We start from the raw sequence: 23059 nt of genomic DNA, 5'->3' as shown, positions 1-23059 counted from the left end.
AATGACCAATGATTTGACAATAAAAAAGCGACAATGAGAGGACATTGTCACGAAAGAGGAGAAAAAAAAGCAAATAAGTATCCAGAAGAAAAAGAGATTGATATTATATGGGACATTTTAAGAAAAAGGGGCTTATGTTTTTGCAAACTGTAAAACTCCCGTTGAAAAATTTAATGAGTTTTGTATCCATATCCGAATTATAACAAACTTCAAATCTCCTTTCAAAACTTGTTCGAAACAATGAATTACGGTGTATAAGTTGCATTCGAGGAATAGTTTTTGTATTATAGATGTGCCCAAGGATTTTATTTTTCCTACAAGTTGAGATAAGGGAAAACGGACGTTGATAAGTTGTGTTGAAGACCCGCTACGTGTGGGGATCCTAATACTTAACACAGTTTACCCACCTGTATATACAGGGAAAAGTCTCGTTCTTGGGCGATATGAAAACAAAGGCTGCTTTTTTATAGCAGTCTTTTCTTTTTGCGAAAACCGTTCTATGGTACACTATGAACATGGACAATAAAGAAAAATTCATTCAAATCTATAAAGAAAAGATCAAACGTGAAGGGGCGGACAAGTTTTTGGACTATTTATGCTCCGCGCACTCTGATTTCTTTGAAGCGCCCGCCTCGACCCGTTTTCATGGGAATTATAAAGGTGGATTGTGCGAACATAGCTTACATGTCTATGAATGCTTGAAAGCGTATCTAGACCGGGAACAAGTTAAAGACGTGTATAAAATGAATTATACCGATGAGACGATCGCGATCGTCGCTTTACTCCACGATATATGCAAGATCAATGTCTACAAAGAAAGCACGAGGAATAAAAAAGTCAACGACAAATGGATCCAAGTCCCTTATTATGAATTCGAAGACAAGCTTCCATTCGGTCATGGTGAAAAATCGGTCTATATTTTGCAGAGCTACTTCCATTTGACAAGGGAAGAAGCGTTCGCGATCCGCTATCATATGGGTTTTTCCAACGACGATCCCAAAAACAATGTCGGATACAGCTTTGAACATTACCCGCTCTCCTTTGCCTTGAGCACCGCAGATATGGAAGCAACCTATTTTTTGGACCAAGTTAAATAAAAAAACAAAGACCAGCATCATTTTGATCGCAGGTCTTTGTTCCATAAGGAGACTTGTTCTTCGTTGCTTAGTGAATTCAAGAAGTTATCGTGCGCCATCGGATACAATTTATAAAATTTTTCCATGAGCTCTTTGGCTTCTTGACGCTGTGTATAGCCATCATTGGGACAAACACGCCGAACGCTCGGGATCTGATTGGCTTTGCATGCTTCGACGATCTCTTCTTCTTTCAAATACACCATGGGACGGATCATATCCATATCCATCCTCGACATATATTGTTTGGGAGAAAATGTGGCGATCTTAGAACCATGGATCATATTGAGCAACAAAGTCTCGATCGCATCATCCCCATGATGACCCAAAGCGATCTTATTGCATCCATATTCTTTCGCTTTTTCAAACAAGACCCCTTTTTTTAAAGTCGAACATAAAGAACATTGGATCTTGCCGTTTTTTTGATTTTTCTCTAAAGAGAGGATCGAAAAGATCTTGGTCTTCTCGATATAGAGTTCAAGATCATATTGCCTCGCAAACTCTTTCATGAGCTCGTGCTCGAATTCTTCAAAACCAACATCCACATGGATCCCGATCAAATCAAAATTCTTACCTTTGAAATTTTGATACATCTTCAAAGACACGAACAAAAGCATACTGTCTTTGCCACCCGAAAGAGCGATGGCTATCTTGTCGCCATCCTCGATCAAATTAAAATCTTGATCCGCTTTTCGGATCTGACGTAATATATTTTGAATCTTCATGACCAGTATTATACATGAAGAAAGAAACCGATGACATCGGTTGTGCATGAAGATACATTTTTGTACAATTGATTCGGTGATAGTATGGACGGAATTATTGTAATCAATAAACCCGCAGGAATGACAAGTCATGACGTGATCGCTTTCCTGCGAAAAAAATATAAACAAAAAAAGTTTGGCCACACAGGAACACTCGACCCAAACGCAAGCGGGGTTCTCGTTGTTTTATGCGGCAAAGCTTGCAAGATCCTCCAGTTTTTAGAGGATACCGATAAAGAATATATCGCCCAACTGCAATTAGGCGCTCAATATTCGACCGATGACATCTGGGGCGAGAAAGAAAAAGAACAACCGATCCAACCAATTCAGGATCTGCAAGCTTTATTACGCTCCATGGAAGGCAAACAGCACCAACTTGTTCCGAAGACATCCGCCAAAAAGATCCAAGGCAAAAAACTAATGGATTATCAACGAGAAGGCAAAGAAGTGCCGGATGTCTATGCCAATATCGAGATCTATGCGACCAAAGTGCTCGACGAAAAACACTTGATCTTTCAAGTTTCATGTTCTTCTGGCACCTATATTCGATCAATCTGCCGCGATATCGCGCAAAAAACAAACAATCTAGGCGCCATGGCCAGCCTCGTTCGAACAAAGGTAGGGCGTTTTCAGCTCGAACAAGCTGAAAGTCTCGATCAAGAGCGACACACCCTCTATCCATTGGAAATGGCTTTGGATCAATATCCTTTTATTCGATATCCGGATCTTTCGGCGATCAAAAACGGCAAGCCGATAATGCTAGATAGCGAAAAGGATCGCATCTGCCTTGTAGATCAAGAGCAAAAAGCGTTAGCAATCTATGAAAGAGAAGAAGGAAATCTGTTCAAAAGCAAAAGGGGGCTATGGTGATGCAAATCTATTCTATTGAATTTACGAAAATACCCGATCTGCCAAAGACCGTTTGCTGTATTGGCTTTTTTGATGGACTTCATAAAGGACATCAGCTCTTGCTGAAGACCACACTGGAAGAAGCAAGAAAGAAACATTTGCCATCGGGAGCGATCTTGTTCGATCCCGATCCATGGACACTTTTTCATCCCGATGAAGAAATGGACCATCTCACTCCGATCGAAAAAAGAGAAGCCATGTTTCAGGAAGCCGGGATCGATATCCTCTATATTATGCATTTCACAAAAGAATTCGCCGCTCTGACCTATGAGGATTTTCATGAACTCTTGTTCGATATGCATGTTCAAGCGCTCGTTTGCGGGACGGATTTTCATTACGCTTCTCATAACTCAGGCTCGATCCATACGCTCAAAGCGCAAGAAAGGATCGAGATCATCGCGATCGATCCACTCATGGAAGATCAAATTGAAAAGATCTCTTCCTCCAAGATCGAAAAAGAGATCGAGGCAGGACGGATCGAAGAAGCCAACGCGTCTTTAGGCTATATGTATTCGATCGATGGGACGATACGCCATGGATTTCAAAGAGGAAGCAAGATCTTAAACATTCCAACAGCCAATCTAGAACCCGACTCTCTGTTTACACTGCCAGCGATCGGCGTATATGCCGGTTATATGAAACTGAAAAACAGCTATTATCCGGCTATGATCAACATTGGCTTTAATCCGACCTTTGGAAACACGCACAAATCCATCGAAGCCCATGTGCTCGATTTTGATCAAGACTTGTATGGCAAGAAAGTCTCCTTTCTTTTTGTTCAAAAGATCCGACCAGAGCATAAGTTTGATTCGATCGAAGCGCTCAAGACCCAACTCAAGCAAGATATAGAAACGACCCGTCAAATTCTAGCGAAAAAAAGCATTCAGGATTGGTCCTCTGTAATAAATTTGTTATAATGGGAAAAGAAAAAAGGTGATAAATATGGCAAAAGATTTTATACAACTGAATTCGAAAGACGATCTTGGAAATATTTTCTTATATAAAGGCGTCTTCTCGACGATCGCAGCCAATGTGATCGATGAGGTGAAGGATATCCAATTGGCAGAATCCAACAAACCATTCAAAAATGGGATCCAGACTCGGATCGATCAAAATAAGCTCTTTTTGAGCATTCCTGTCAAGGTGGTCTATACAGCCAATGTGACAGATGTCTGTGCTGCGCTTCAAAATAAAGTTTACGAGAGTATCTCATACATGACAGATTACAAACCAGAAAACATTCAGATCGATGTCGTAGGGTTTATTTTTTAGGAAATCTCGGGAATCGCGGATTTCCTTTTTTCGCATAGGGAGGTTAATATGTCGGAAGAAAAAACACTCAATCGTCACAAGATGCGGATCTTAGCAATGAAATGCGTCTATCAGCATCTGCTTTTAGGAAAGGACATCCGAAAATGCGTTTTCGAAGCCACCAAAAGCAATAATATCGATGGCTATCTCTACGAATTGACGATCGGTACCGTTGAACATGAAAAACAATATATCGAAAAGATCCAGCCGCTTTTAAGAAAGGATTGGAGCTTCGATCGACTTTCTTTGATCGAACAAGCGATCCTGCTTGTCTCAGCGCAAGAAATCTTGGCGCTCGATACACCAAAACCAGTTGTCATCAATGAAGCGATCACAATCGCTAAAAAATATTGTGACGATGATTCTTATAAGATGATCAACGGGATCCTTGATCAGCTATGAGCATTAAAGTCGTCGCTGTATCCGCCTTATTGACCCGGATCAAACAGATCGTCACCAGCACGGTCGTACTTGATGGAATCTGGATCCGCGGAGAAGTCAGCAATCTGACGAAACATCGAAGCGGCCATTATTATTTTTCGCTGAAGGATCATGGCGGAGAAATGAGCTGCGTGATGTTCGCTTCCGCTGTTGGGCGCATGAATTTCGCATTGGAAGAAGGCATGCAGATCTTGGTTCTAGCCAATGTCAACATTTATGAAGCAAGAGGCTCGCTCCAGCTTTACGTCAAAGAGATCCGGATGCATGGGATCGGCAAGCTTTATCAAGAATTTGAAGCGCGAAAACAAAAACTCGAACAAGAAGGCTACTTCGCTCTTGCGCATAAAAAACCCAAACCAAGCTGGATCAACGATATAGCGATCATCACCGCCAAAGAAGGCGCCGCTCTGCAAGATGTGCTTTCTACGATCCAAAAACGATGGCCAATGGCTAAACTGACGCTCTATCCGGCCTTAACGCAAGGCATCAATGCGCCCTCTTCCTTGATTCAGGCTTTGAAAAGAGCCGATCAAAACGGACATGATGCTTTGCTTTTGGTGCGAGGAGGCGGAAGCTTCGAAGATCTTTTTTGCTTTAACGATGTCGAACTCGTAAAAACGATCTATGGACTGAAAACATACATCGTTTGCGGAACAGGCCATGAAGTCGATACGACATTAGCCGAGCTTGCTTCCGACCAAAGAGTCGCTACACCTACAGCGGCCGCTCAATTCGTGACTCTTGATCAATACGATATGCTCAACAGATTGAGTCAAGAAAGAGCGATTTTGATCCAACGAATGCAGGATCGTCTTTCCAACGCCCAGATGCATCTCGTGAATATCCAATCGAATCCCTTTTTTTTAGATCCGCTTCAATGGGTCGAACAAAAAAAGATCCGTCTTTCACATGCTCTACAGCTTTTAGATCATACGCTTAAAAGAGTCATGGACCAGAGGGCCAAACAGCTCACGATCCTGGCGCAAAATCTTCTTTTATATTCGCCCCAGAATACGATTCGCTTAAAAAAACAAACGCTAGAACAAACCGTTCTGCAGCTCATAGCGCAGATGAAGGATTATGATCGTACCCAAAGAAACCTCCTTTCCAGCAAGGAAGCGCTCTTGGATGCTTTTTCTCCGCTGAAAGTGCTAGCCCGCGGGTATTCGATCGTCGAAAAAGAAGGAAGCCTCGTTTTATCGGTTCAAGATGTACACGAAGATGAAACGATTGATATTCTCATGGGTGATGGTAAACTGAAAGCAAAGGTCTTTGGAAAGGAATACAACAATGTCTAAACAATATACATTTCAAGAAGCGATGGATCGGTTAGATGAAATCGTCAATCAACTCAATTCATCGAAACTTGAACTCGAAGAAGCGATGAAGCTTTTTGAAGAAGGCTTGAAGCTCTCCAAACAATGCGAAGAACAGCTCAAGAGCTTTGAGACAAAGATGAACACCTTGCTCATCAACGAAGGAGAAAATAATGGATCGCTTTGATGCTTATTTGCATTCGCTCTTTCAAGACGATATTCCTTCTACGGTATTGGAAGCGATGCAGTATTCATTGTTCGCAGGAGGAAAACGGGTGCGTCCACAACTTTTGCTGTTGGCACTCGAAGGGTATGGGATCGACCCGAAACTTGGCTATCCTATGGCGGCCGCGATCGAAATGATCCACACCTATTCTTTGATCCACGACGATCTTCCCGCCATGGATGATGACGATCTAAGGCGAGGGAAACCAACGTGTCATAAACAATTCTCTGAAGCGAGCGCGATTTTGGCAGGGGATGGGTTATTGACCAAAGCGTTTTATACCGCGAGCTTGAGCAAAGTAGATCCTTCTATTCAAGTCGAGCTGATCCAGGCTCTTTCTCAATATGCAGGATGCGATGGAATGATCTATGGACAATGCCTCGATATCCAAGAAGAAAGCGATCCCGATCCAACTCTTGAAAAATTGATCGAGGTCGACTTATACAAAACAGGAAAGCTGATCGCGCTCCCCTTGGCCGCGGCCGCTTTGATCGCGAACCATCCAGAAGATCGCAAGATCATGAATGAGCTCGGTGAAGCGATCGGGATTCAATTTCAGATCCAAGACGATATTTTAGATGCGACAAGCAATGAAGAATCTATGGGAAAATCGCTGAGCGATGCTGAAAACGAAAAAGCGACGGTCGTCTCTTTGCTTACGCTAGAAAAAGCCAAAGAGCTTGAAGCAGCTTATACAAAATCGATCCATGAACTTCTTTCAAAGCTGCATGGCGATTTTGGCGCGCTAAAAAAATTGATCGCCGCTTTAGAAACTAGGACCCATTGAAAAGGAGGAATTTATGCGGGTAGAAGATATACGTTCACCAGAACAGATCAAATCAATGTCTGTCAAAGAACTAAGAGAGTTTGCGACGGATATCCGCGAATTCCTTATCCGGTCGATCTCGCAGACTGGCGGACATCTATCAAGCAATCTCGGGATCGTCGAACTGACTTTAGCGATGCATTATGTCTTTGACTCGCCTACGGATAAAATGATCTTTGATGTCGGCCATCAAAGCTATGTTCATAAGATCTTGACAGGAAGAGCGCATAAGTTCGCTACGCTTCGGAAAAAGAATGGACTTTCCGGTTTTCAAAAACGCAAAGAAAGCGAGCACGATTGCTGGGAAGCGGGACACTCATCCACTTCGCTTTCAGCAGGATTAGGTATGGCGATCGCCCGCGATCTCAAAGGCGAACATTACGAAGTCATCAGCGTGATCGGAGATGGAGCTCTAACAGGTGGAATGGCTTTAGAAGCCCTCAACGATATTGGAGCGCTCCATAAAAAAATGATTATCATATTCAACGACAACGCGATGTCGATCTCTAAAAACCATGGCGCCGTTGAAAAGCGGATCACGAACTTACGTTCTTCGCCTCTTTATCGAACAGTAAAAAAAGATGTAAAAACAAATCTCAACCATTCAAAGACCGGGCTCAACGTTTTGAATTCATTGACCCATATTCGCGACTCTTTGAAAGAAAACCTAGTGAAAGCTCCATTATTCAAGGAATTTGGACTCGATTATCTCGGACCTGTCGATGGGCATGATATAAAAGCTTTGATCAAGGTTTTGGAAACAGCCAAAGAGCACGATGGTCCGATCGTCGTTCATGTCGTAACCAAAAAAGGGAAAGGATATCCTTTTGCAGAACAAGATAAACTAGGAAAATGGCATGGAGTCTCGCCCTTCGATCCAAAAACGGGACAGTCTTTGATCAAACTATGCACAGATGAACTGAGCTGGTCGGAAGTGATCTCGAAAACGCTCATTCGTTTAGCGTTCAAGCACCCTGAAATCGTCGCGATCACTCCTGCCATGGCCAATGGCAGCAAGCTGCTCGAATTCGCACGCTTATTCCCTGATCGTTTTTTTGATTGCGGGATCGCGGAAGAACATGCGATGACGATGGCAGCTGGTATGGCCCAAGGCGGTCTGCATCCATTTTTATCGATCTACTCTTCTTTTTTACAAAGAGCGTATGATCAGATCAATCACGATGTCGCGCGTATGGATCTTCCGGTCGTGATCGGGATCGACCGGGCAGGTTTAGTAGGCGATGATGGAGCGACACATCAAGGTGTCTTTGATATCGCGTTTTTAAGAAGCATTCCCAACTTGATCTTATCGCAGCCAAAAGATGCCAAAGAAGCACAGAACTTATTATATACGGCTTTCATGACAAACGCGCCATTCTGTATTCGATATCCAAGAGGAACGATTCCTTATCAGAAAAACGAAGAGTTTGAACGGATCAAGATCGGCAGCTGGACATGCCATATCGTAGGGATGCCAGAAACGATCCTGATCACATATGGGCCGGATGTCGATCGGATTATCCAGAAGGCCAAAGAAAACTCGATCGGCCTTATGGTCGTCAACGCCCGGTTCTTCAAGCCTCTCGATACCAAGCTGCTCGATACGCTGATCAAAGAGAAGCTGCCGATCATAATTTATGAAACAGATATCAAGGCTGGCGGTCTTTCTAGCGCGATCTTAGAATTCATGAGTAAATACGACGAGCGGATCAAGATCATCGGGATCGGCGATCATTTTGTAGATCATGGTTCGATCCGTATCCTTCGAAAAGAAGAAGGGATCGACATGGAATCTGTATTTAAGGAGTTGGAACACTATGAGCATGCGCCTCGATCAAGCAGCGATCGATCACTATAAAACACGAACCAAAGCGCAAGACGCGATCAAAGATGGTCGCGTCTTTGTCAACGGTAAAAAAATCACAAAATGCGCCTATCAAGTCGAAGATACAGATCGCATCACCTATCAAGAAATTCATCAATACGTTTCTCGAGCCGCCTATAAACTGCTTGCGGCGATCCACCACTTTCACATCGACCTAAAGAATCAATGTGTATTGGACATTGGAGCGAGCACAGGTGGATTTAGCCAAGTTTGTCTTGAACAAGGCGCTCGAAAAGTTTACGCCTTGGATGTGGGGCATCTGCAGCTCGATCCAAGTCTTGAAGAAGATTCTCGCTTGATCAAGAAAGAGGGCTGCAACGCAAGAGAGATCCAGCTATCCGATTTTGAGGAGTCGATCGATTTTATTTGTATGGATGTCAGCTTTATCTCTTCCAAAACGATCTTAGATCACGTTTTATCGCTTCCTTGGCCACATCTAGAGACGATGGTGATCTTGATCAAACCGCAATTTGAATGCGGACCAGCCGCTCTCAATAAAAAAGGCGTGCTCAAAAATAAAAAGCTGAGAGAAAAGATCATTCAAGATTCAATTCAATATTTAAAGCAATACTTCATAACCGTAAAGGCGATCGATTCGCCGATCGAAGGAAGAAGCGGCAATTTAGAAGCGCTTCTTTATGCTAAAGGAAAGAGGTGAGACAATGATAGAACAACTCATGGTCAAAGATTATATTTTATTCGATCATGCTTTAGTGGATTTTAAAAACGATATGACTGTGATCACTGGAGAAACAGGAGCTGGTAAATCGCTTTTGATCGACGCGATCACATACTTGGCAGGTGGAAGGATGACCCAATCTGTCGTTCGTCAAAATAAAGAAAAAGCGACACTGCAGATGGTGATCGAGACCGATAATCAAGAAGTGCTGACTCTGCTCGAAGAAAACGGATATGATGTCGAAGATGGCTTAGTGATCATTCAAAGAAGCATGAGCGCTCAAGGAAAAGGGAGCGTAAGGATCAATCAGCAAGTCGCCACCCTCTCTTTTTTAAAAAAAGTTGTTTCTAAACTGATCGATATTCACTCTCAAATGGATACGATCCAGCTCATGGATGAAGATGTTCAACTCGAAATGCTGGATCAATACGCCGGTACAAAAAAGGAGCTGGAAGAAACAGCGCAAGCGTATCAAGTAATGCATCGTCATGAAAAAGAACTTGAAAAAGCGAAAAATGAAACGTATTCCGATGATGAGCTGGAATACTTGACCAACGCGCTCAATGAGATTCAAAACGCGGCGATCGAAGAAGGGGAGCTCGAAACGCTTCAAGACAAGATCAAAGAACTCTCAAAAAGCCAGCAGAACATTGAGGATCTCTCTGAAACGATCTATACCCTAACGAAAGACAATGGGATTTTAGATGGCTTATATTCGAGTTACAAACAGCTTCATAAAAACGGCTCTTTTGATGAGCAAGCCGATCAGCTACAAAATCATTATTATCAGCTTCAAGCTCTAAGCGAACAATTAAGCGAAAAGAAAGAGGACATCCTTCACGAAGGGGATGATCTCGATCAGCTGCAAGAACGCGAATACAAGATCAAAAAGCTGTTTCGAAAATATGGAGGCAGCTATCGAACGTTCAAAGAAAAGGAAGTCGAATTCGAAGAAAAGATCGACCGGATCATCCATCGGCAGGATCTGTTCGAAAAACTAGAAGCCAACTATACGCAGGCCAAAAAACAATACGATATTCTCGCGCAAGCCTTATCTCAAAAAAGACAAAGCGTGTTCGAGAAGCTAAGCCATGAAATCGAAGCGCATTGCCAAGATCTTATGCTTTCCAACGCGCGATTCAGAATCGATCGAGAAGAGAAAAAAGCTTCAAAAAATGGGATCGACGCGATCCATTTCATGGTCTCTATGAATCCTGGACAACCTTTTTCCACTCTAAAACAATCCGCGAGCGGCGGAGAATTGTCGCGTCTCATGCTTGCACTAAAAACGGTCTTCCAGACCCGCGAAGGAATCGACACGATCATTTTCGATGAGATCGACACAGGTGTTTCTGGAAAAGTCGCGTTGGCTATGGGAAATAAAATGCACACGATCGCGAAAGAACATCAAGTTTTATGTATAACCCATTTGGCTTCGGTCGCAGTTTGGGCCGATACCCACTATCTTGTAAAAAAAGTGCAGGAAGATGAAAAAACCACGACCCAGATCAAAGCGATCGATGAAAACGAGCGCTTGATCGAGCTCGCCACAATGGCCAATGGAGAGGCGAGTGAAAGCGGGATTCAAAGTATGAAGGAGCTTAGAAGGTCGGTTCAAAATGGCTAAAGTGCTTTTTCATATCGATCTGAACGCTTTTTTTGCCAGCGCGGAAGAGATCCGGCATCCTGAGTATAAAGGAAAACCGATCGCGATCGGCTCGCTATCTTCGAGAGGTGTTTTATCGACAGCCAATTATATCGCAAGAGAATATGGAGTCCATTCGGCTATGCCTGTCTTCATGGCGAAAGAAAAGTGTCCCGAGTTGATCATCATTCCTGGCGACTATCCGTATTATCGTTCGCTTTCTAATGCGTTTTTTAATTACCTGCGTCGTTACAGCGATAAACTTGAACCGGTTTCGATCGATGAATGTTTTTTGGATGTGAGCGAAGAAATCAAAAAATATAAACGACCTTTGGATATGGCGGTCCAGATTCAACAAGGACTCAAAGAAGAAACGGGTCTGACCTGCTCGATCGGCGTCGCCCCCAATCGATTTTTAGCCAAGATGGCAAGCGATATGAGAAAGCCCAATGGGATCACGGTGATCCGGAAATCCGAGATCCCAAACAAGCTTTGGCCGCTTACGATCGATAAAATGATCGGGATCGGAAAAAAAAGTGTGCCGCTTTTAGAAAAAAATGGAATTCATCTGATCAAAGATATCGCGGATCCTGAAAATGAAAACAAGATCATGCGTCTTTTAGGAAAAAATGGATACTCTTTGATCCAAAAGGCGCGAGGTCTATCGAGCGCGAAACTGAATTTTTCAACAAGCCATAAAAGCGTATCGCTCTCCAAGACATATCCCGTAGATCTTTTTACAGAAGAAGAAGTGCTAATGCGTGCACGTGAGTTAGCCCAAGAGCTTTCGCTTCGGATGAAGCGGAAGCATCAAAAAGGGCGTTTGATCTCGCTTGTTCTTCGAGATACAGAGTTTCACAATCAAATGCGCTCGATCACCTTAAAACAAGACACAAATGATTTCGCTCTCATTTATGAAACGATCCAAGCCCTTGTCGAAGAGAATTTCGAGGAGGTCGGCTATCGGCACATTGGCATTAGCGTTGGCTCTTTAAAAAATGAATCGGCTATCGTAGAGCAGCCGACGATATTTGAAAAGCCGATCAACACAACGCAGGATATATTGATCCAACTCAATAAAGCGATGCCAGGCCATGTATTTATGAGCGCTTCCGATCTTTTGAAGCGAAAAGAAAAAGGAGTGGATAGAAGCGATGAACCCAAATGAAAGGCCAGTTGTTGATGGTGTCGAGCTCGCCCTTGATTATTTCATTTCTAAAAATATTCTTGTGTATCAGCACCCGGCGCATTTTCGTTTCAATACAGATACTCGACTATTGGCTCAGTTCATGCAGATCAAAAAAGGAGAAAGCGTGCTCGAGATTGGCTGTAATAATGGCGTGCTTTTAGTATATGCCGATCAATTCAAGCCGAAGCGTTTGATCGGGGTGGATCGCCTTGCACAACCTTTACAGATCGCTCAAATCAATGCGGATCGCTGGATCGAAGCTCCCGTAGAGCTGATCCTATCTCCGATACAAGAAGTCGAGCATGCTCTTGTGGATGTCGTCATCAGCAATCCTCCTTTTTTTGAAATGAAGGAGCTGCATCCGAATACGAAGATCAACCATAGAACGCTTGGCCGCTTCGAGTTTAATGGAGGACTGGAAGACTGGATCTTTCATGCGAGCCGTCTTTTGAAATCAAAGGGCCGGTTTTATTTGGTCCATCGTCCGGATCGGATCCAAGAGATCTTGTCCTTAGGGATGAAGCATTCGCTTTCTTTAAAACGGATGCAGCTCGCTTTTGATTCGCGGGATCATCAAGCCAAAGCGCTGCTTGTGGAATTCATCAAAGAGGGAAATACGAAGGCGATCGTTCAAGAAAGCGTGTGGATATGAGAATCGAAGAAGCGTTAGAAAGCTTTGAAATCTACTTAAAAGCGGTAGAAAACAAATCGATCAAGACAGTCGAAGCGTATATGAGCGATCTTCAAGCGTATACTTCTTTTCTTTTAGAGCGAGGAAAGACGAAGATCGAAGAGATCTCGATCTTGGATCTGGACGCGTTTTTTGATCAGTACCAGCGAAATCATGCCAAAGCGAGCTGTTCGAGAGCGCTCAGTTCGATCCGCTCATTTCATAAACAAGCTTCTTTGGAGGATGCTTCTTTGCCAAATCCTACGCGGAGCTATAAAGGCTTTTCTGCTTCGAAGCATTTGCCGGTCTATTTAAGCGTGGAGCAGATCAAAATGCTTCTCGATTCTTTTCCTTCTGATTTGGAGGGGATCTATGAGAAAACGATTCTTCTTATGTTGTATAGCTGCGGATTGCGTGTATCAGAGCTTTGTGCGCTGCAGGTCAACGATATCCGTCTGCAGGAAAGGATCGTATTGGTCAAGCATGGAAAAGGAGACAAGGAGAGGATCGTTCCGATGGCTCTTGCTTGCAAGGAGCAGCTTGGTTTATATTTAAAGCAATGCCGTTCGATATGGAATACGTCAAATAGCTCACTCTTATTGGTGAATCCGAAAGGGAAAGCGATCACTAGGCAATTTGTTCATTCTATGATCAAGCGCAAAGTGATCGAGCTCGGTTTTGATCCTCGTATTTCGGCTCATAGTTTCCGGCATTCGTTCGCGAGCCATCTTCTAGATGGAAACGCGGATCTCAGAAGTGTTCAGGAGCTTTTAGGGCATAGCGATATTCGAACGACACAAATCTATACGCATATTCAAAACGAGCGTCTAAGTCGTGCGTATGATTCCTATTTTCCAGACTTAGACAAGGAAGGAGAATGAATAATATGTCATGTGAAGGATGTCCTAGTCAAGGGAATTGTTCAAAGGACGCTTCAATGTGTTCGGTCCAGCCGAATCCAAAAAACAAGATCAAACACATTGTGGCGGTACTTTCAGGAAAGGGGGGCGTCGGCAAATCGACTATCACCGTTCTTCTTGCCCGCGCCCTTTCGAAGAAGGGCTATAAAGTCGGGATCATGGATGCCGATATTACGGGTCCTTCGATTCCTCGCTTGATGGATGCTCAAAACGAGCAAGCCTATGCGACAAGAGAAAATGAAGTGATCCCTGTCGATGTGGATGGGATCAAGATCGTTTCCCTCAACTATATGCTAGAAAATGAAAATGATCCTGTCATCTGGAGAGGGCCGATCGTAGGAAATGTTGTCAAGCAGTTTTATACAGATGTTTTGTGGGAAGATCTTGATTACTTATTGATCGATATGCCTCCTGGAACGGGGGATGTCGCTTTGACAATTTTGCAGGAGTTGCCAGTTGAAGCGGTTTTGATGGTTTCAACTCCACAGCCAATGGTCAGCATGATCGTTACAAAAGCAATCAAAATGTGCGATGAAATGCATGTTCGTGTTTTAGGGGTCATTGAAAATATGGCTTACTTAGAATGTCCATATTGTCATGAACAGATCAAATTCTATGATCAAGAGGAACTCGATCAATTCGAACAAGAGAGTCATACGAAGATCTACGCGAAACTTCCGATGCTTGATCTCATTCGCAATGTCCATCAATATGAAACGTATGATCTTAAAAATCAAGAACATACGCTTTCGATCATGAACGAAGTGGCTGATGAAATCATTTCCGATTTGTCCTGATCTAAAGATCGTTTCCAGCAAGCGGAATAAAAGAATGGTCCTCTCGTATAAAGAGGGCCGTTTTTTCTTAAGCGTTCCGTTGTTTGTCGATGAAAAAACGATCGAAGCCTTTCTACAGGCAAACGCTTCCTGGATCCAAGAAAAGAGAGAATCGAAAGTTAAAGAAGGAGATACGGTCTTCTTGTTCGATCGATCGTATCATGTCTGTTTTGCGGATCAAAGCTGGATCAAGGACGACACTCTTTTTTATGATCCGCAAAGCTGGCTTTCGTTTATAGCGCATTTTGCTCGACCAAGACTGCGCCAAGAATTTGAGGAGACACGAAAAAAATTTGGTTTTCCTTATGTCGAGCTTCGTTTTGGTCACTATCGATCGAAGTGGGGAAGCTGCACGCCTATGAAAAACATCATTGCGTTGAATATTAAGCTCGCTTTCGTTTCAAAAAAAGCAAGAGAGGCGATCTATGTTCATGAATTGACGCATCTTGAAGAAGCGAATCATTCAAAGGCATTTTATGAGCGTTTATATTTGCGGTTGGATGATTATGACGAGAGGATGAAAGAGTTTAAGAATCTTCATCTTCCGCTGCTCTAAGAGGAAACAAACAGTTGCTTGTTTCTTTTTTTTTTGTATGGGCATACTGAAAACATAGGGATGAGGAAAAACTATGAGCACTGGAACAATGATAAAATCACTTCGCGAAGTTTCTTTATTAAGTCAAAATAGCTTAGCGGAAAAACTATGTATCACTAGACAGGCGATCTCTCGCTGGGAAAATGATGAAACGATACCGGATCCTGATTTGTTGTTGAACTTATCGCATATTTTGGAGTGAGTGTGGATGCGCTTTTGAAATCCAAAGAAATTCGATATTGCGAGTATTGTGGAATCCCGCTCGAATATTCGATCATGTCTAAAACGAATGAAGGAGAAATAGATTCTAGGTATTGTCAATGGTGTTTGGACAATGGGAATTTTGTGTATCAAGATTTTGAGCAGATGCTTGATTTTCTTGTATTGAATCTGCCAAGAGAAGGGATGGATGAAGAGGAGTCGAGAAAATATTATTCTGATTATTTAAGAAATTTGCCATATTGGAGAAACCGATAAAAAAAGACCGTTTCCGGTCTTAATCATGCATAGTTAGACAAGGATCGTTTTCGTAGATTCGGATCCAATCTAAGATTTGATCTACAGATTCTTTGCATCCGTTGCGGACCCATCGTGAAATCAAAGACGTCAAACTTCCTGTTTTATAGGTGAGCTCATAAAGCGTTTTAGGATCATCGACATCGGCGTGATCGTATTTCCGCGTAAACTTTTGGACCGTTTCAAACAAGAAGGAATTGCTTGCCTTGGAAAGTTCAGGGGTTTCAAGGATCTTTTCGATCAGCATGCGATCTTCATAAACAAATTCTAACAAAACTCGATACCATTCAATGCGAGGTTTCTTTCCGATAGCCGGGTCGATCTCTGTGATCTCTTGAAGCTTTTCTTTAAAATGCTGGATCACGATATCTTCTTTAGAAGAGTAAGTCCTATAATAGGTCATTCGAGATACGCCGGCTTTGTTAGCAATCTCTGAAACAGTGATCTCTTCATATCTTTTTTGCTGCAGCAAAATCATGAGTGCCTCAAAGATACAACTTCTAAGAAACTGGCTGGATTTTTTCTTTTTAACCATTGGCACCCCTTTCTATGAGTGTGCTAGTGTAAAACGACGAATTTTGCTGTGCTGTGCAATATCTATATTATAACAGACCAAAAAAAGCAGTGTCTGTAAGTGTGACAATAAATTACATATTCCATAAAATGTAACCAAATAAGTTTAAATTGTCGGTTTCATTCAAAAGGCATTTTTGTAGAAGCATGCTATAATTAGATTGAAATCAATGAATTTGGAGTGAGTTATTATGCAGGAACACCTATATCCATATATGCAGAATCGAGAATTATCATGGCTTCGATTCAACCAGCGCGTCTTAGAAGAGGCCGCTGATCCTAGCGTTCCTATCTTTGAGAGATTGAAATTTTTAGCGATCTTTACGAGCAATCTCGATGAGTTTTTTATGGTGCGTGTGGGCTCTTTGAAAGATATGGAATTGTACGATCCCAAGAAGATCGACCAGAGGACGGGAATGAATTCTCAAGAACAATTGTCCGCGATCTATGAGCAAACACGTGAATTATATGCGATGCGCGATACGATCTACAAAGAGCTCAATAAAACGATGCTCGATCTGCAAATGTCGAATGTCTCATGGAAATCATTGAGCAAAAAGCAAAAAAAATATTTTACCCGATACTTTGAAGACGAGATCTTGCCGCTTCTATCCCCGCAGATCATGGATTTTCATCATCCATTTCCACATTTGAACAATAAACAGCTTTATATCTTTATCGAACTGATGGAAAAGGATGTCAAAAAATATGGCATCATCCCGATCCCAGTATATTTGGAACGCATCTATCCGATCCCGGATATGGAAAACAATTTTTTGCTCCTAGAACAAGTCATCTATCATAATGTCGACCGGATCTTTACCCAATCGAGTGTGATCAATAAAACGACGATTCGAGTCACCCGAAACGCGGATATCTCGTTGAACGAAGAATCGCCAGAGGATGAGGACTATCGCAACTATGTAAAAAAAGTATTGAAGAAACGTCCAAGGCTCGCCCCTTTACGTTTAGAGATCTATCGGGATATCCATCCTAGCTCTTTGAACTATTTATGCGAGCACTTGAACATCAGCAAGTCGCAAGTCTTTCTTTCAAAGATCCCATTGGATCTGAAATATGTGTTTTCTTTGATCGCGAAAGCGCCAGACGCACTCCGTTCCACTTTGACCTATCCGCCTTTCGAATCGCAGGGCTCAAAGCGCTACGATCCTAGCCGTCCATTGATCCCACAGATCCTGCATCACGATATTTTGCTCAATTATCCATATCAAGATGTCGGGATCTTCTTAAAACTTCTAAAAGAAGCGGCTGTGGATCCCAATGTCGTCTCGATCAAGATCACGATCTACCGTCTGGCTTCGCCAAGCAAAGTGCTCGAATATTTGATTCGCGCTTTGGACAATGGGAAAGAAGTCACTGTGCTTATGGAGCTAAGAGCTCGATTTGATGAAGACAACAACATTAAAGCCGCCGAATGGCTTGAAGAAGCTGGATGCAATGTGATCTATGGCTTCGAACAATATAAAGTACATTCGAAGATCTGCTTGATCACCTACAAAACAAAACGCGAAACTCGGTGGATCACCCAGATCGGAACAGGGAACTATAATGAAAAGACAGCGAGACAATATACCGATTATTGTTATATGAGCGCAAGAAATGAAATTGGACAAGACGCGGTCGCTTTTTTCCAGAATATGCTCATGTCAAATGTTTTCGGTAAATATGAAAACCTTCTCGTTTCGCCAGTTTCTTTGAAAAAAACAGTCATGGAACAATTGGATGAACAAATCGAACGTGCCAAACAAGGACTTGATGCCCAAGCGTTGTTTAAGATCAATTCCATCACAGATATCGATATCATTCAAAAGATCTCTGAGGCGAGTCAAAGCGGTGTAAAGATCATTTTGATCGTTCGAGGGATCTGCTGTATTTTGCCGCAGGTTCCTGGTTATACGGAAAACGTGAAGATCTTTTCGATCGTAGGACGATTCCTAGAACACTCCCGGATCTATATTTTTGGTCCGCTCAACGCATGCAAGGTCTATATCGCTTCGGCTGACTTTATGTCTAGAAATACGGAACGTCGAGTCGAGGTCGCTGTTCCGATCTTGGATCCAGCGCTTAAACAAGAAGTGATCGATTATTACCAAAGACTTCTCAAAGACAATACCAAGCGAAGAGAGTTGCAAAGCGATGGAACGTATAAAACGATCGATGTTGGAGAAAATGGCCGATACGATTCACAAGAAGAGGAGATCGAATGGGCGAAAAATCAAAATTATATTCCTGAAAAAACCAGTCCTACGTTTACGAGTTGGTTGCGTCGCTTCCTAAAAAAGAAATAGTTGTCACTAGACTATACTTTAATGATAAGATTTAAAAAGAGTGTATGATCACTCTTTTTTTAAGGAGAAGAATTATGAAAAAAAGAGGAATCTTGCTTCTTGTTCTTTGTATGGCTTCTATATGGATCGCTCCGTGCTTAGGCGCAAGTCTATATTCCTTTCAAGATATTTTAAGATCCATCTTGCATCCAGCTAGCAATGATCTGATCTTCATGCTTCGGATTCCTCGAGTTCTGCTAGGAGCGCTTATAGGCGCTTCTTTATCGGTTTGCGGAGTCGTTATGCAAGTTTTGGTACGAAACGAACTCGCCGATCCGTTCTTATTAGGGATTTCCTCAGGAGCGGGCGCTTTTGCGACTTTGGATCTTCTTTTTGACGTCTTCGCTTTTTTAGGGGTCTTCCGTTTGCCGCTGAGCGCCTTTATGGGAGCGATGTCTGCGATCTTGCTCGTATTTTCAATTAGCGTATCCAAAGGGACTGTTCAAATATCGACTCTTCTTCTTTCTGGTGTAGCGGTCTCGATGATCATGGATGGGTTGACTCGTTTGATCACGCTGCTTGCTCCGAATGCACTTGGACTCCATAACGCAACTTTTTGGTTGTCTGGATCGCTAACAGGCGCAAGATGGGATTACTTAGGGCTGCCTTTGGTCGTTTTGATGGGTTGTATGCTGCTTTTATATTTATTTCATCGTCAGCTTGATTTGATGAGTTTGGGAGAAGCGCAAGCGAAAACGCTTGGTGTCTCGGTCAAGAAAATGCAGATCGTTTTGATCGTGATCGCCTCTTTATTAGCTGGGGTGAGTGTCGCGTTGAGTGGCACGATCGGCTTTGTTGGATTGATGTGCCCTCATTTTGCGCGAATGCTTGTTGGCTCGAAACATCAATATGTACTCCCGTTTTCGGCTTTAATCGGAGCGATCTTGGTTATTTGGACCGATGTACTGGCTCGTTGTCTATTCGCTCCGGAAGAAGTGCCGATCGGCGTGTTGACAGCGATCATTGGAGGACCCATCTTCATTGGTATGCTTAAGCATAAAAAACGGAGGAGCAAATGATCGAAGTCAAGAATCTAGATTATACCTATCCATGCGGACATGGATTAAAAAAACTTTCAATTACGATCCGCTCAGGTGAATTCATAGGTTTGATCGGCCCAAATGGTTCTGGAAAGTCGACTTTTTTAAAAAACCTATATCGGGAACTGGAACCAGATGAAGGGTCGATCGTGTTGGCGCAAAAAGAGCTTTCTACATATTCATACCGAGAGTCGGCCCTCTTGATGGGCGTTTTGAGCCAGCATCACGAATGCGCCTACGATTATACAGTGTACGAGATGGTCGAAATGGGACGAACTCCATATCGAGAAAGCTCGCACGATCCAGTTCGAAATGCCAAAATTGAATTCGCTCTCAAGCAAGTTGGGATCGAGTCCTTGTGTGAAAAAAGCTTTTCCGCTCTTTCTGGTGGGGAGAAACAGCGTGTTTTATTAGCAAGGGCGATTGCCCAAGATACTCCGATCCTTCTTCTTGACGAACCGACCAATCATTTAGATATCTATTATCAGATCCAAGTCTTTCAGCTTGTCAAGTCGTTAGGCAAGACAGTAATCGCGGCGATCCATGACTTGAATATTGCGAGCATGTATTGTGATCGATTGTATGTGATGAACGAAGGGAAGATCATACAAGAAGGAAGCGTGGAAGAGGTGATCACACAAGAAATGATCCAAAAGATCTTTCATGTTCCGAGTTTGATCGTTCCTCATCCGCAAACAAAAAAACCAGCTGTGATCTATTTAGAAGAAAGAGAGAATGTATGAATTTGAGATTAAAGAGTAAATTTACAAAATTTAGTGTTGTGTTCGGTTTATTGATCACAGGATGTGCGCCTTCTCCAGTTCAAAATCAAGACGTATCCTCGATCCCAGAGCGCGTTTTAACTTTTGGTCCGAATTGTACAGAGCTATTTTGTGCATTAGGATTACAGGATCGTGTCATTGGCTCGACTTTAAACAATCATTCTCGAGGTCCCTTAGAACGTTATAAAGAAGAGTATGCTTCGATTCCGCAGCTGACGTATGGAAGTGCGACTCGAGAAGCGGTCATGGGCAGTGGGGCGGATTTTATATATGGGATCGATTGGGAATTTGGAGAAGAAGGGATCCGACTCGATGAGTTGGAGCAATTTGGGATCAAGGCGATGATCAATGATGCACAAACAATCGAAGAAGAGTTTGAGGAAATCGAAGAATTAGGGAAACGATTTCAAATCGAGGAAAAAGCCGATGCTCTAATCCAAGATCAAAAGGATCGGATCCAAAAAATCGAGGATCAACTAAAAAATAAGGAACCTATGAACGTTCTTGTCTACGATAGCGAAGCTGGAGGAGTAAAAAGCGCGAGTGGCTCGAATTTTGAATCACGACTCATCGAAAAAGCTGGTGGACGAAATATTTTTCATGATCTTCAAGATCGAGCTTGGATCACGATCAGTCCAGAAGAAATTCTGCATCGAGATGTGGATGTGATCGTGATCCATGATTACGACGTCCCTTCTTTGGAAGAGAAGATCGAAACGATCAAATCGGATCCCGCTCTATCACAGCTCGAGGCGGTGCAACAAAATCGTTTTGTGCCGGTTTCATTGGAAAATGTGCTTCCCGGGTCTAGAATGGCGGATACGATCGAGCTTTTTTACCAAGGATTTCAAAATGGAGGACTTCAATGAATCAACTTGATGAATTAAAACAATCGATCGCAGCCTATAAAAAGGTTGCGATCGCGTATAGTGGCGGATGCGATTCAAACTTTCTTTTAGCGATCTGTAATGAGGTGTTAGGTAAGGAAAACGTTTTACCTATCTTTGTAAAAGGTTGTATGGTTCCCAATCGAGATCAGGAATGCGCGCTAGACCAAATGAAAGCGCAAGATCATTTGGTCTTAGATATGGATGTATTTTCCATCCCTGATTTTCAACACAATACTCGAGATCGTTGTTATTCGTGTAAAAAGAAAATCATGGCAGCCGTTCTAGAAGAAAGTGAAAAGCGAGGTTTTTTTGTCGTTTTAGATGGTCAAAATCAAGATGATCAAAAAGAATTTCGTCCTGGACAAAAAGCATGCCAAGAATTAGGAATCGTCTCTCCTTTGTCAAGGTTGAGCAAAAAAGAGATCCGTTCATATTCTAAGCAGTATGGTTTAACTTCCGCGTCTCGTCCAGCCAACGCTTGTCTTGCTTCTCGATTCGACTATGAACGTCTTCTTGATCCTGCTTTATTAAAAAAAGTCGAATCTGGAGAGGATCTTCTACATCAAGCCGGGATCGAGGATGTTCGTTTGCGCGATCATGGAGAGCTTGCTCGAATCGAAACTGATCTAAAGAATATAGAGAGAGTGATTATGGAACCCAAATTGATCCAAGCAATCAAAGCGCTAGGATACCGATATGTGACCTTTGACTTAGAAGGACTCAAAAAAGGAGGATATGATCGTGGATGAATTTATGATCGATTATGAGCGCCAAAAAAGAACAGGTGTTTCAGAAATTATTTATGGAGAAGGAAAAAATGTGGAACAGATCGAGCACATCATTGATGATATGTTTCAACATGATCAAAAGGAGATCTTTATATCGAGAGTTTCACAAGAAAAAGCGAATGTTTTAAAGAATATATTTCCTAAATTTACATATAACGAATTATCTAAAACGTTTTACTGGAAAGAAGACGAGACTTTGATCAACTCAGGCAAAATCGTTGTCGTGTGCGCAGGCACTTCCGATTTGCCAGTAGCTATGGAGGCGGTCGATATTGCCCGTTTTCTAGGCAATGATGTCGATTTGATCTCTGATGTGGGCGTGGCTGGGATCCATCGTCTATTTTCAAAGCTCGATCAAATCCGGCATGCGAATGTTTTAGTTGTGGTCGCGGGTATGGAAGGGGCTTTGGCGAGCGTTATTGGAGGTTTAGTGGAGGCTCCGATCATCGCGGTTCCTACTTCTGTGGGCTACGGCGCTAATTTTCATGGTTTGTCCGCCCTTTTGTCAATGTTGAATTCTTGTTCGAATGGAGTGAGCGTCGTGAATATCGATAATGGATTTGGTGGCGGCTATATGGCTCATTCGATCAATTCGCTTGCCAATAAAAAAAGCGGTATCGAATGATACCGCACACAAATAATAAATGTAAAGATGTATTTTGAATACGAGAAATTTATGTAGAATAGGGGGTTTATTCCACTATAATTTCTTTCGCTTTACATTTATCCACGCAAGGCAAAAATTTGTAAAAAAAGAAGGAATACGGCTGAATCCTT

The 23059-nt window shown here is 42.6% G+C and carries 26 protein-coding genes; 24 read left to right on the top strand and 2 right to left on the bottom strand.

Annotated features, from left to right (window positions below):
- Window positions 1-509: 509 nt before the first annotated feature.
- Complete coding sequence (locus tag BO225_RS04835) at window positions 510-1097, top strand: HD domain-containing protein (RefSeq protein ID WP_419185471.1); 588 nt, start codon at window positions 510-512, stop codon at window positions 1095-1097.
- 17 nt (window positions 1098-1114) lie between these two features.
- Here the strand turns inward: BO225_RS04835 and BO225_RS04830 are convergent, their stop codons facing one another.
- Window positions 1115-1858: a tRNA 2-thiocytidine biosynthesis TtcA family protein gene (locus BO225_RS04830; RefSeq protein WP_076341140.1), complete on the bottom strand. Its 744-nt coding sequence runs from the start codon at window positions 1856-1858 to the stop codon at window positions 1115-1117.
- Between the two features lie 84 nt (window positions 1859-1942).
- Here BO225_RS04830 and truB point away from each other — a divergent pair, with 84 nt between their 5' ends.
- The 17 genes from truB (at window position 1943) to BO225_RS12000 (ending at window position 15822) form a co-directional block, all read left to right on the top strand.
- The gene (gene truB / locus BO225_RS04825) at window positions 1943-2767 is read left to right on the top strand and encodes a tRNA pseudouridine(55) synthase TruB (RefSeq protein WP_076341139.1); all 825 of its coding nucleotides are present in this window, start codon (window positions 1943-1945) and stop codon (window positions 2765-2767) included.
- Entirely contained in the window at window positions 2767-3723 is a 957-nt protein-coding gene (ribF, locus tag BO225_RS04820) for a riboflavin biosynthesis protein RibF (protein ID WP_076341138.1), read from the top strand. The genes truB and ribF overlap by 1 nt, the downstream gene beginning before the upstream one ends.
- A gap of 25 nt (window positions 3724-3748) precedes the next feature.
- A complete protein-coding gene (locus BO225_RS04815; protein ID WP_076341137.1) occupies window positions 3749-4078 on the top strand; it encodes an Asp23/Gls24 family envelope stress response protein in 330 nt (109 codons plus the stop codon).
- Window positions 4079-4126: 48 nt separating this feature from the next.
- A complete protein-coding gene (gene nusB / locus BO225_RS04810) occupies window positions 4127-4519 on the top strand; it encodes a transcription antitermination factor NusB (protein WP_076341136.1) in 393 nt (130 codons plus the stop codon).
- Window positions 4516-5856 (top strand): exodeoxyribonuclease VII large subunit, encoded by a 1341-nt coding sequence (gene xseA, locus BO225_RS04805; protein ID WP_076341135.1) that lies wholly within the window; start codon window positions 4516-4518, stop codon window positions 5854-5856. The genes nusB and xseA overlap by 4 nt, the downstream gene beginning before the upstream one ends.
- Window positions 5849-6061: an exodeoxyribonuclease VII small subunit gene (gene xseB / locus BO225_RS04800; RefSeq protein WP_076341134.1), complete on the top strand. Its 213-nt coding sequence runs from the start codon at window positions 5849-5851 to the stop codon at window positions 6059-6061. Before xseA ends, xseB begins: the two co-directional genes overlap by 8 nt.
- A complete protein-coding gene (locus BO225_RS04795; protein WP_076341133.1) occupies window positions 6048-6887 on the top strand; it encodes a polyprenyl synthetase family protein in 840 nt (279 codons plus the stop codon). The genes xseB and BO225_RS04795 overlap by 14 nt, the downstream gene beginning before the upstream one ends.
- Window positions 6888-6900: 13 nt before the next feature.
- Complete coding sequence (dxs, locus tag BO225_RS04790; protein ID WP_076341132.1) at window positions 6901-8784, top strand: 1-deoxy-D-xylulose-5-phosphate synthase; 1884 nt, start codon at window positions 6901-6903, stop codon at window positions 8782-8784.
- Window positions 8744-9469, top strand: a complete 726-nt coding sequence (locus BO225_RS04785) for a TlyA family RNA methyltransferase (protein WP_233120289.1) — start codon at window positions 8744-8746, stop codon at window positions 9467-9469. The genes dxs and BO225_RS04785 overlap by 41 nt, the downstream gene beginning before the upstream one ends.
- A gap of 4 nt (window positions 9470-9473) precedes the next feature.
- Window positions 9474-11117 (top strand): DNA repair protein RecN, encoded by a 1644-nt coding sequence (gene recN / locus BO225_RS04780; protein WP_076341131.1) that lies wholly within the window; start codon window positions 9474-9476, stop codon window positions 11115-11117.
- Window positions 11110-12303: a DNA polymerase IV gene (gene dinB / locus BO225_RS04775; RefSeq protein WP_076341130.1), complete on the top strand. Its 1194-nt coding sequence runs from the start codon at window positions 11110-11112 to the stop codon at window positions 12301-12303. The genes recN and dinB overlap by 8 nt, the downstream gene beginning before the upstream one ends.
- Entirely contained in the window at window positions 12290-12976 is a 687-nt protein-coding gene (locus tag BO225_RS04770; protein ID WP_076341129.1) for a tRNA1(Val) (adenine(37)-N6)-methyltransferase, read from the top strand. The genes dinB and BO225_RS04770 overlap by 14 nt, the downstream gene beginning before the upstream one ends.
- Window positions 12973-13875 (top strand): tyrosine-type recombinase/integrase, encoded by a 903-nt coding sequence (locus BO225_RS04765; protein WP_076341128.1) that lies wholly within the window; start codon window positions 12973-12975, stop codon window positions 13873-13875. Before BO225_RS04770 ends, BO225_RS04765 begins: the two co-directional genes overlap by 4 nt.
- A 5-nt stretch (window positions 13876-13880) precedes the next feature.
- Entirely contained in the window at window positions 13881-14711 is an 831-nt protein-coding gene (locus tag BO225_RS04760; protein ID WP_198936098.1) for an Mrp/NBP35 family ATP-binding protein, read from the top strand.
- Window positions 14686-15306 carry a M48 family metallopeptidase gene (locus BO225_RS04755; RefSeq protein ID WP_076341126.1) on the top strand — a complete coding sequence of 207 codons (621 nt, stop codon included), beginning with the start codon at window positions 14686-14688 and terminating at the stop codon, window positions 15304-15306. Before BO225_RS04760 ends, BO225_RS04755 begins: the two co-directional genes overlap by 26 nt.
- Before the next feature lie 73 nt (window positions 15307-15379).
- On the top strand, window positions 15380-15547 hold the full coding sequence (locus tag BO225_RS12005; RefSeq protein WP_083632085.1) for a helix-turn-helix domain-containing protein: 168 nt from the start codon (window positions 15380-15382) through the stop codon (window positions 15545-15547).
- A gap of 14 nt (window positions 15548-15561) precedes the next feature.
- Window positions 15562-15822 carry a zinc ribbon domain-containing protein gene (locus BO225_RS12000; protein ID WP_143356768.1) on the top strand — a complete coding sequence of 87 codons (261 nt, stop codon included), beginning with the start codon at window positions 15562-15564 and terminating at the stop codon, window positions 15820-15822.
- Between the two features lie 19 nt (window positions 15823-15841).
- On the opposite strand, the gene BO225_RS04745 is transcribed toward BO225_RS12000, so the two are convergent.
- A complete protein-coding gene (locus BO225_RS04745) occupies window positions 15842-16396 on the bottom strand; it encodes a TetR/AcrR family transcriptional regulator (RefSeq protein WP_083632083.1) in 555 nt (184 codons plus the stop codon).
- Window positions 16397-16625: 229 nt separating this feature from the next.
- Between BO225_RS04745 and ppk1 the strand changes: the two genes are divergently transcribed.
- From ppk1 to larB, 6 genes are all read left to right on the top strand, one after another.
- Window positions 16626-18743, top strand: coding sequence for a polyphosphate kinase 1 (gene ppk1, locus BO225_RS04740; protein ID WP_076341124.1), 2118 nt, complete (start codon window positions 16626-16628; stop codon window positions 18741-18743).
- A gap of 74 nt (window positions 18744-18817) precedes the next feature.
- Window positions 18818-19801 carry a FecCD family ABC transporter permease gene (locus tag BO225_RS04735; RefSeq protein WP_158023787.1) on the top strand — a complete coding sequence of 328 codons (984 nt, stop codon included), beginning with the start codon at window positions 18818-18820 and terminating at the stop codon, window positions 19799-19801.
- A complete protein-coding gene (locus tag BO225_RS04730; protein ID WP_076341123.1) occupies window positions 19798-20565 on the top strand; it encodes an ABC transporter ATP-binding protein in 768 nt (255 codons plus the stop codon). The genes BO225_RS04735 and BO225_RS04730 overlap by 4 nt, the downstream gene beginning before the upstream one ends.
- Entirely contained in the window at window positions 20562-21473 is a 912-nt protein-coding gene (locus BO225_RS04725) for an ABC transporter substrate-binding protein (protein WP_076341122.1), read from the top strand. The genes BO225_RS04730 and BO225_RS04725 overlap by 4 nt, the downstream gene beginning before the upstream one ends.
- Window positions 21470-22243, top strand: coding sequence for an ATP-dependent sacrificial sulfur transferase LarE (gene larE / locus BO225_RS04720; protein WP_076341121.1), 774 nt, complete (start codon window positions 21470-21472; stop codon window positions 22241-22243). Before BO225_RS04725 ends, larE begins: the two co-directional genes overlap by 4 nt.
- A complete protein-coding gene (larB, locus tag BO225_RS04715) occupies window positions 22230-22907 on the top strand; it encodes a nickel pincer cofactor biosynthesis protein LarB (RefSeq protein ID WP_076341120.1) in 678 nt (225 codons plus the stop codon). Before larE ends, larB begins: the two co-directional genes overlap by 14 nt.
- Window positions 22908-23059 lie beyond the last annotated feature (152 nt).

The sequence above is a fragment of the Dubosiella newyorkensis genome (genome assembly GCF_001945605.1).
Classification (GTDB): domain Bacteria; phylum Bacillota_I; class Bacilli_A; order Erysipelotrichales; family Erysipelotrichaceae; genus Dubosiella; species Dubosiella newyorkensis.
This window is presented reverse-complemented; position numbering and strand designations above follow the sequence as displayed.

What these genes read in the sequence shown, in the direction of transcription:
- BO225_RS04755 (WP_076341126.1), top strand. Translation starts at nt 14,686, where the DNA reads ATGAAATCATTTCCGATTTGTCCTGATCTAAAGATCGTTTCCAGCAAG.
- BO225_RS04745 (WP_083632083.1), bottom strand. Translation starts at nt 16,396, where the DNA reads ATGGTTAAAAAGAAAAAATCCAGCCAGTTTCTTAGAAGTTGTATCTTT.
- BO225_RS12005 (WP_083632085.1), top strand. Translation starts at nt 15,380, where the DNA reads ATGAGCACTGGAACAATGATAAAATCACTTCGCGAAGTTTCTTTATTA.
- recN (WP_076341131.1), top strand. Translation starts at nt 9,474, where the DNA reads ATGATAGAACAACTCATGGTCAAAGATTATATTTTATTCGATCATGCT.
- BO225_RS04830 (WP_076341140.1), bottom strand. Translation starts at nt 1,858, where the DNA reads ATGAAGATTCAAAATATATTACGTCAGATCCGAAAAGCGGATCAAGAT.
- xseA (WP_076341135.1), top strand. Translation starts at nt 4,516, where the DNA reads ATGAGCATTAAAGTCGTCGCTGTATCCGCCTTATTGACCCGGATCAAA.
- BO225_RS04835 (WP_419185471.1), top strand. Translation starts at nt 510, where the DNA reads ATGAACATGGACAATAAAGAAAAATTCATTCAAATCTATAAAGAAAAG.
- dxs (WP_076341132.1), top strand. Translation starts at nt 6,901, where the DNA reads ATGCGGGTAGAAGATATACGTTCACCAGAACAGATCAAATCAATGTCT.
- larB (WP_076341120.1), top strand. Translation starts at nt 22,230, where the DNA reads ATGATCGTGGATGAATTTATGATCGATTATGAGCGCCAAAAAAGAACA.
- ppk1 (WP_076341124.1), top strand. Translation starts at nt 16,626, where the DNA reads ATGCAGGAACACCTATATCCATATATGCAGAATCGAGAATTATCATGG.
- truB (WP_076341139.1), top strand. Translation starts at nt 1,943, where the DNA reads ATGGACGGAATTATTGTAATCAATAAACCCGCAGGAATGACAAGTCAT.
- dinB (WP_076341130.1), top strand. Translation starts at nt 11,110, where the DNA reads ATGGCTAAAGTGCTTTTTCATATCGATCTGAACGCTTTTTTTGCCAGC.
- xseB (WP_076341134.1), top strand. Translation starts at nt 5,849, where the DNA reads ATGTCTAAACAATATACATTTCAAGAAGCGATGGATCGGTTAGATGAA.
- BO225_RS04815 (WP_076341137.1), top strand. Translation starts at nt 3,749, where the DNA reads ATGGCAAAAGATTTTATACAACTGAATTCGAAAGACGATCTTGGAAAT.
- BO225_RS04735 (WP_158023787.1), top strand. Translation starts at nt 18,818, where the DNA reads ATGAAAAAAAGAGGAATCTTGCTTCTTGTTCTTTGTATGGCTTCTATA.
- BO225_RS04730 (WP_076341123.1), top strand. Translation starts at nt 19,798, where the DNA reads ATGATCGAAGTCAAGAATCTAGATTATACCTATCCATGCGGACATGGA.
- BO225_RS04785 (WP_233120289.1), top strand. Translation starts at nt 8,744, where the DNA reads ATGAGCATGCGCCTCGATCAAGCAGCGATCGATCACTATAAAACACGA.
- BO225_RS04795 (WP_076341133.1), top strand. Translation starts at nt 6,048, where the DNA reads ATGGATCGCTTTGATGCTTATTTGCATTCGCTCTTTCAAGACGATATT.
- nusB (WP_076341136.1), top strand. Translation starts at nt 4,127, where the DNA reads ATGTCGGAAGAAAAAACACTCAATCGTCACAAGATGCGGATCTTAGCA.
- BO225_RS04765 (WP_076341128.1), top strand. Translation starts at nt 12,973, where the DNA reads ATGAGAATCGAAGAAGCGTTAGAAAGCTTTGAAATCTACTTAAAAGCG.
- BO225_RS04725 (WP_076341122.1), top strand. Translation starts at nt 20,562, where the DNA reads ATGAATTTGAGATTAAAGAGTAAATTTACAAAATTTAGTGTTGTGTTC.
- BO225_RS04770 (WP_076341129.1), top strand. Translation starts at nt 12,290, where the DNA reads ATGAACCCAAATGAAAGGCCAGTTGTTGATGGTGTCGAGCTCGCCCTT.
- larE (WP_076341121.1), top strand. Translation starts at nt 21,470, where the DNA reads ATGAATCAACTTGATGAATTAAAACAATCGATCGCAGCCTATAAAAAG.
- BO225_RS04760 (WP_198936098.1), top strand. Translation starts at nt 13,881, where the DNA reads ATGTCATGTGAAGGATGTCCTAGTCAAGGGAATTGTTCAAAGGACGCT.
- ribF (WP_076341138.1), top strand. Translation starts at nt 2,767, where the DNA reads ATGCAAATCTATTCTATTGAATTTACGAAAATACCCGATCTGCCAAAG.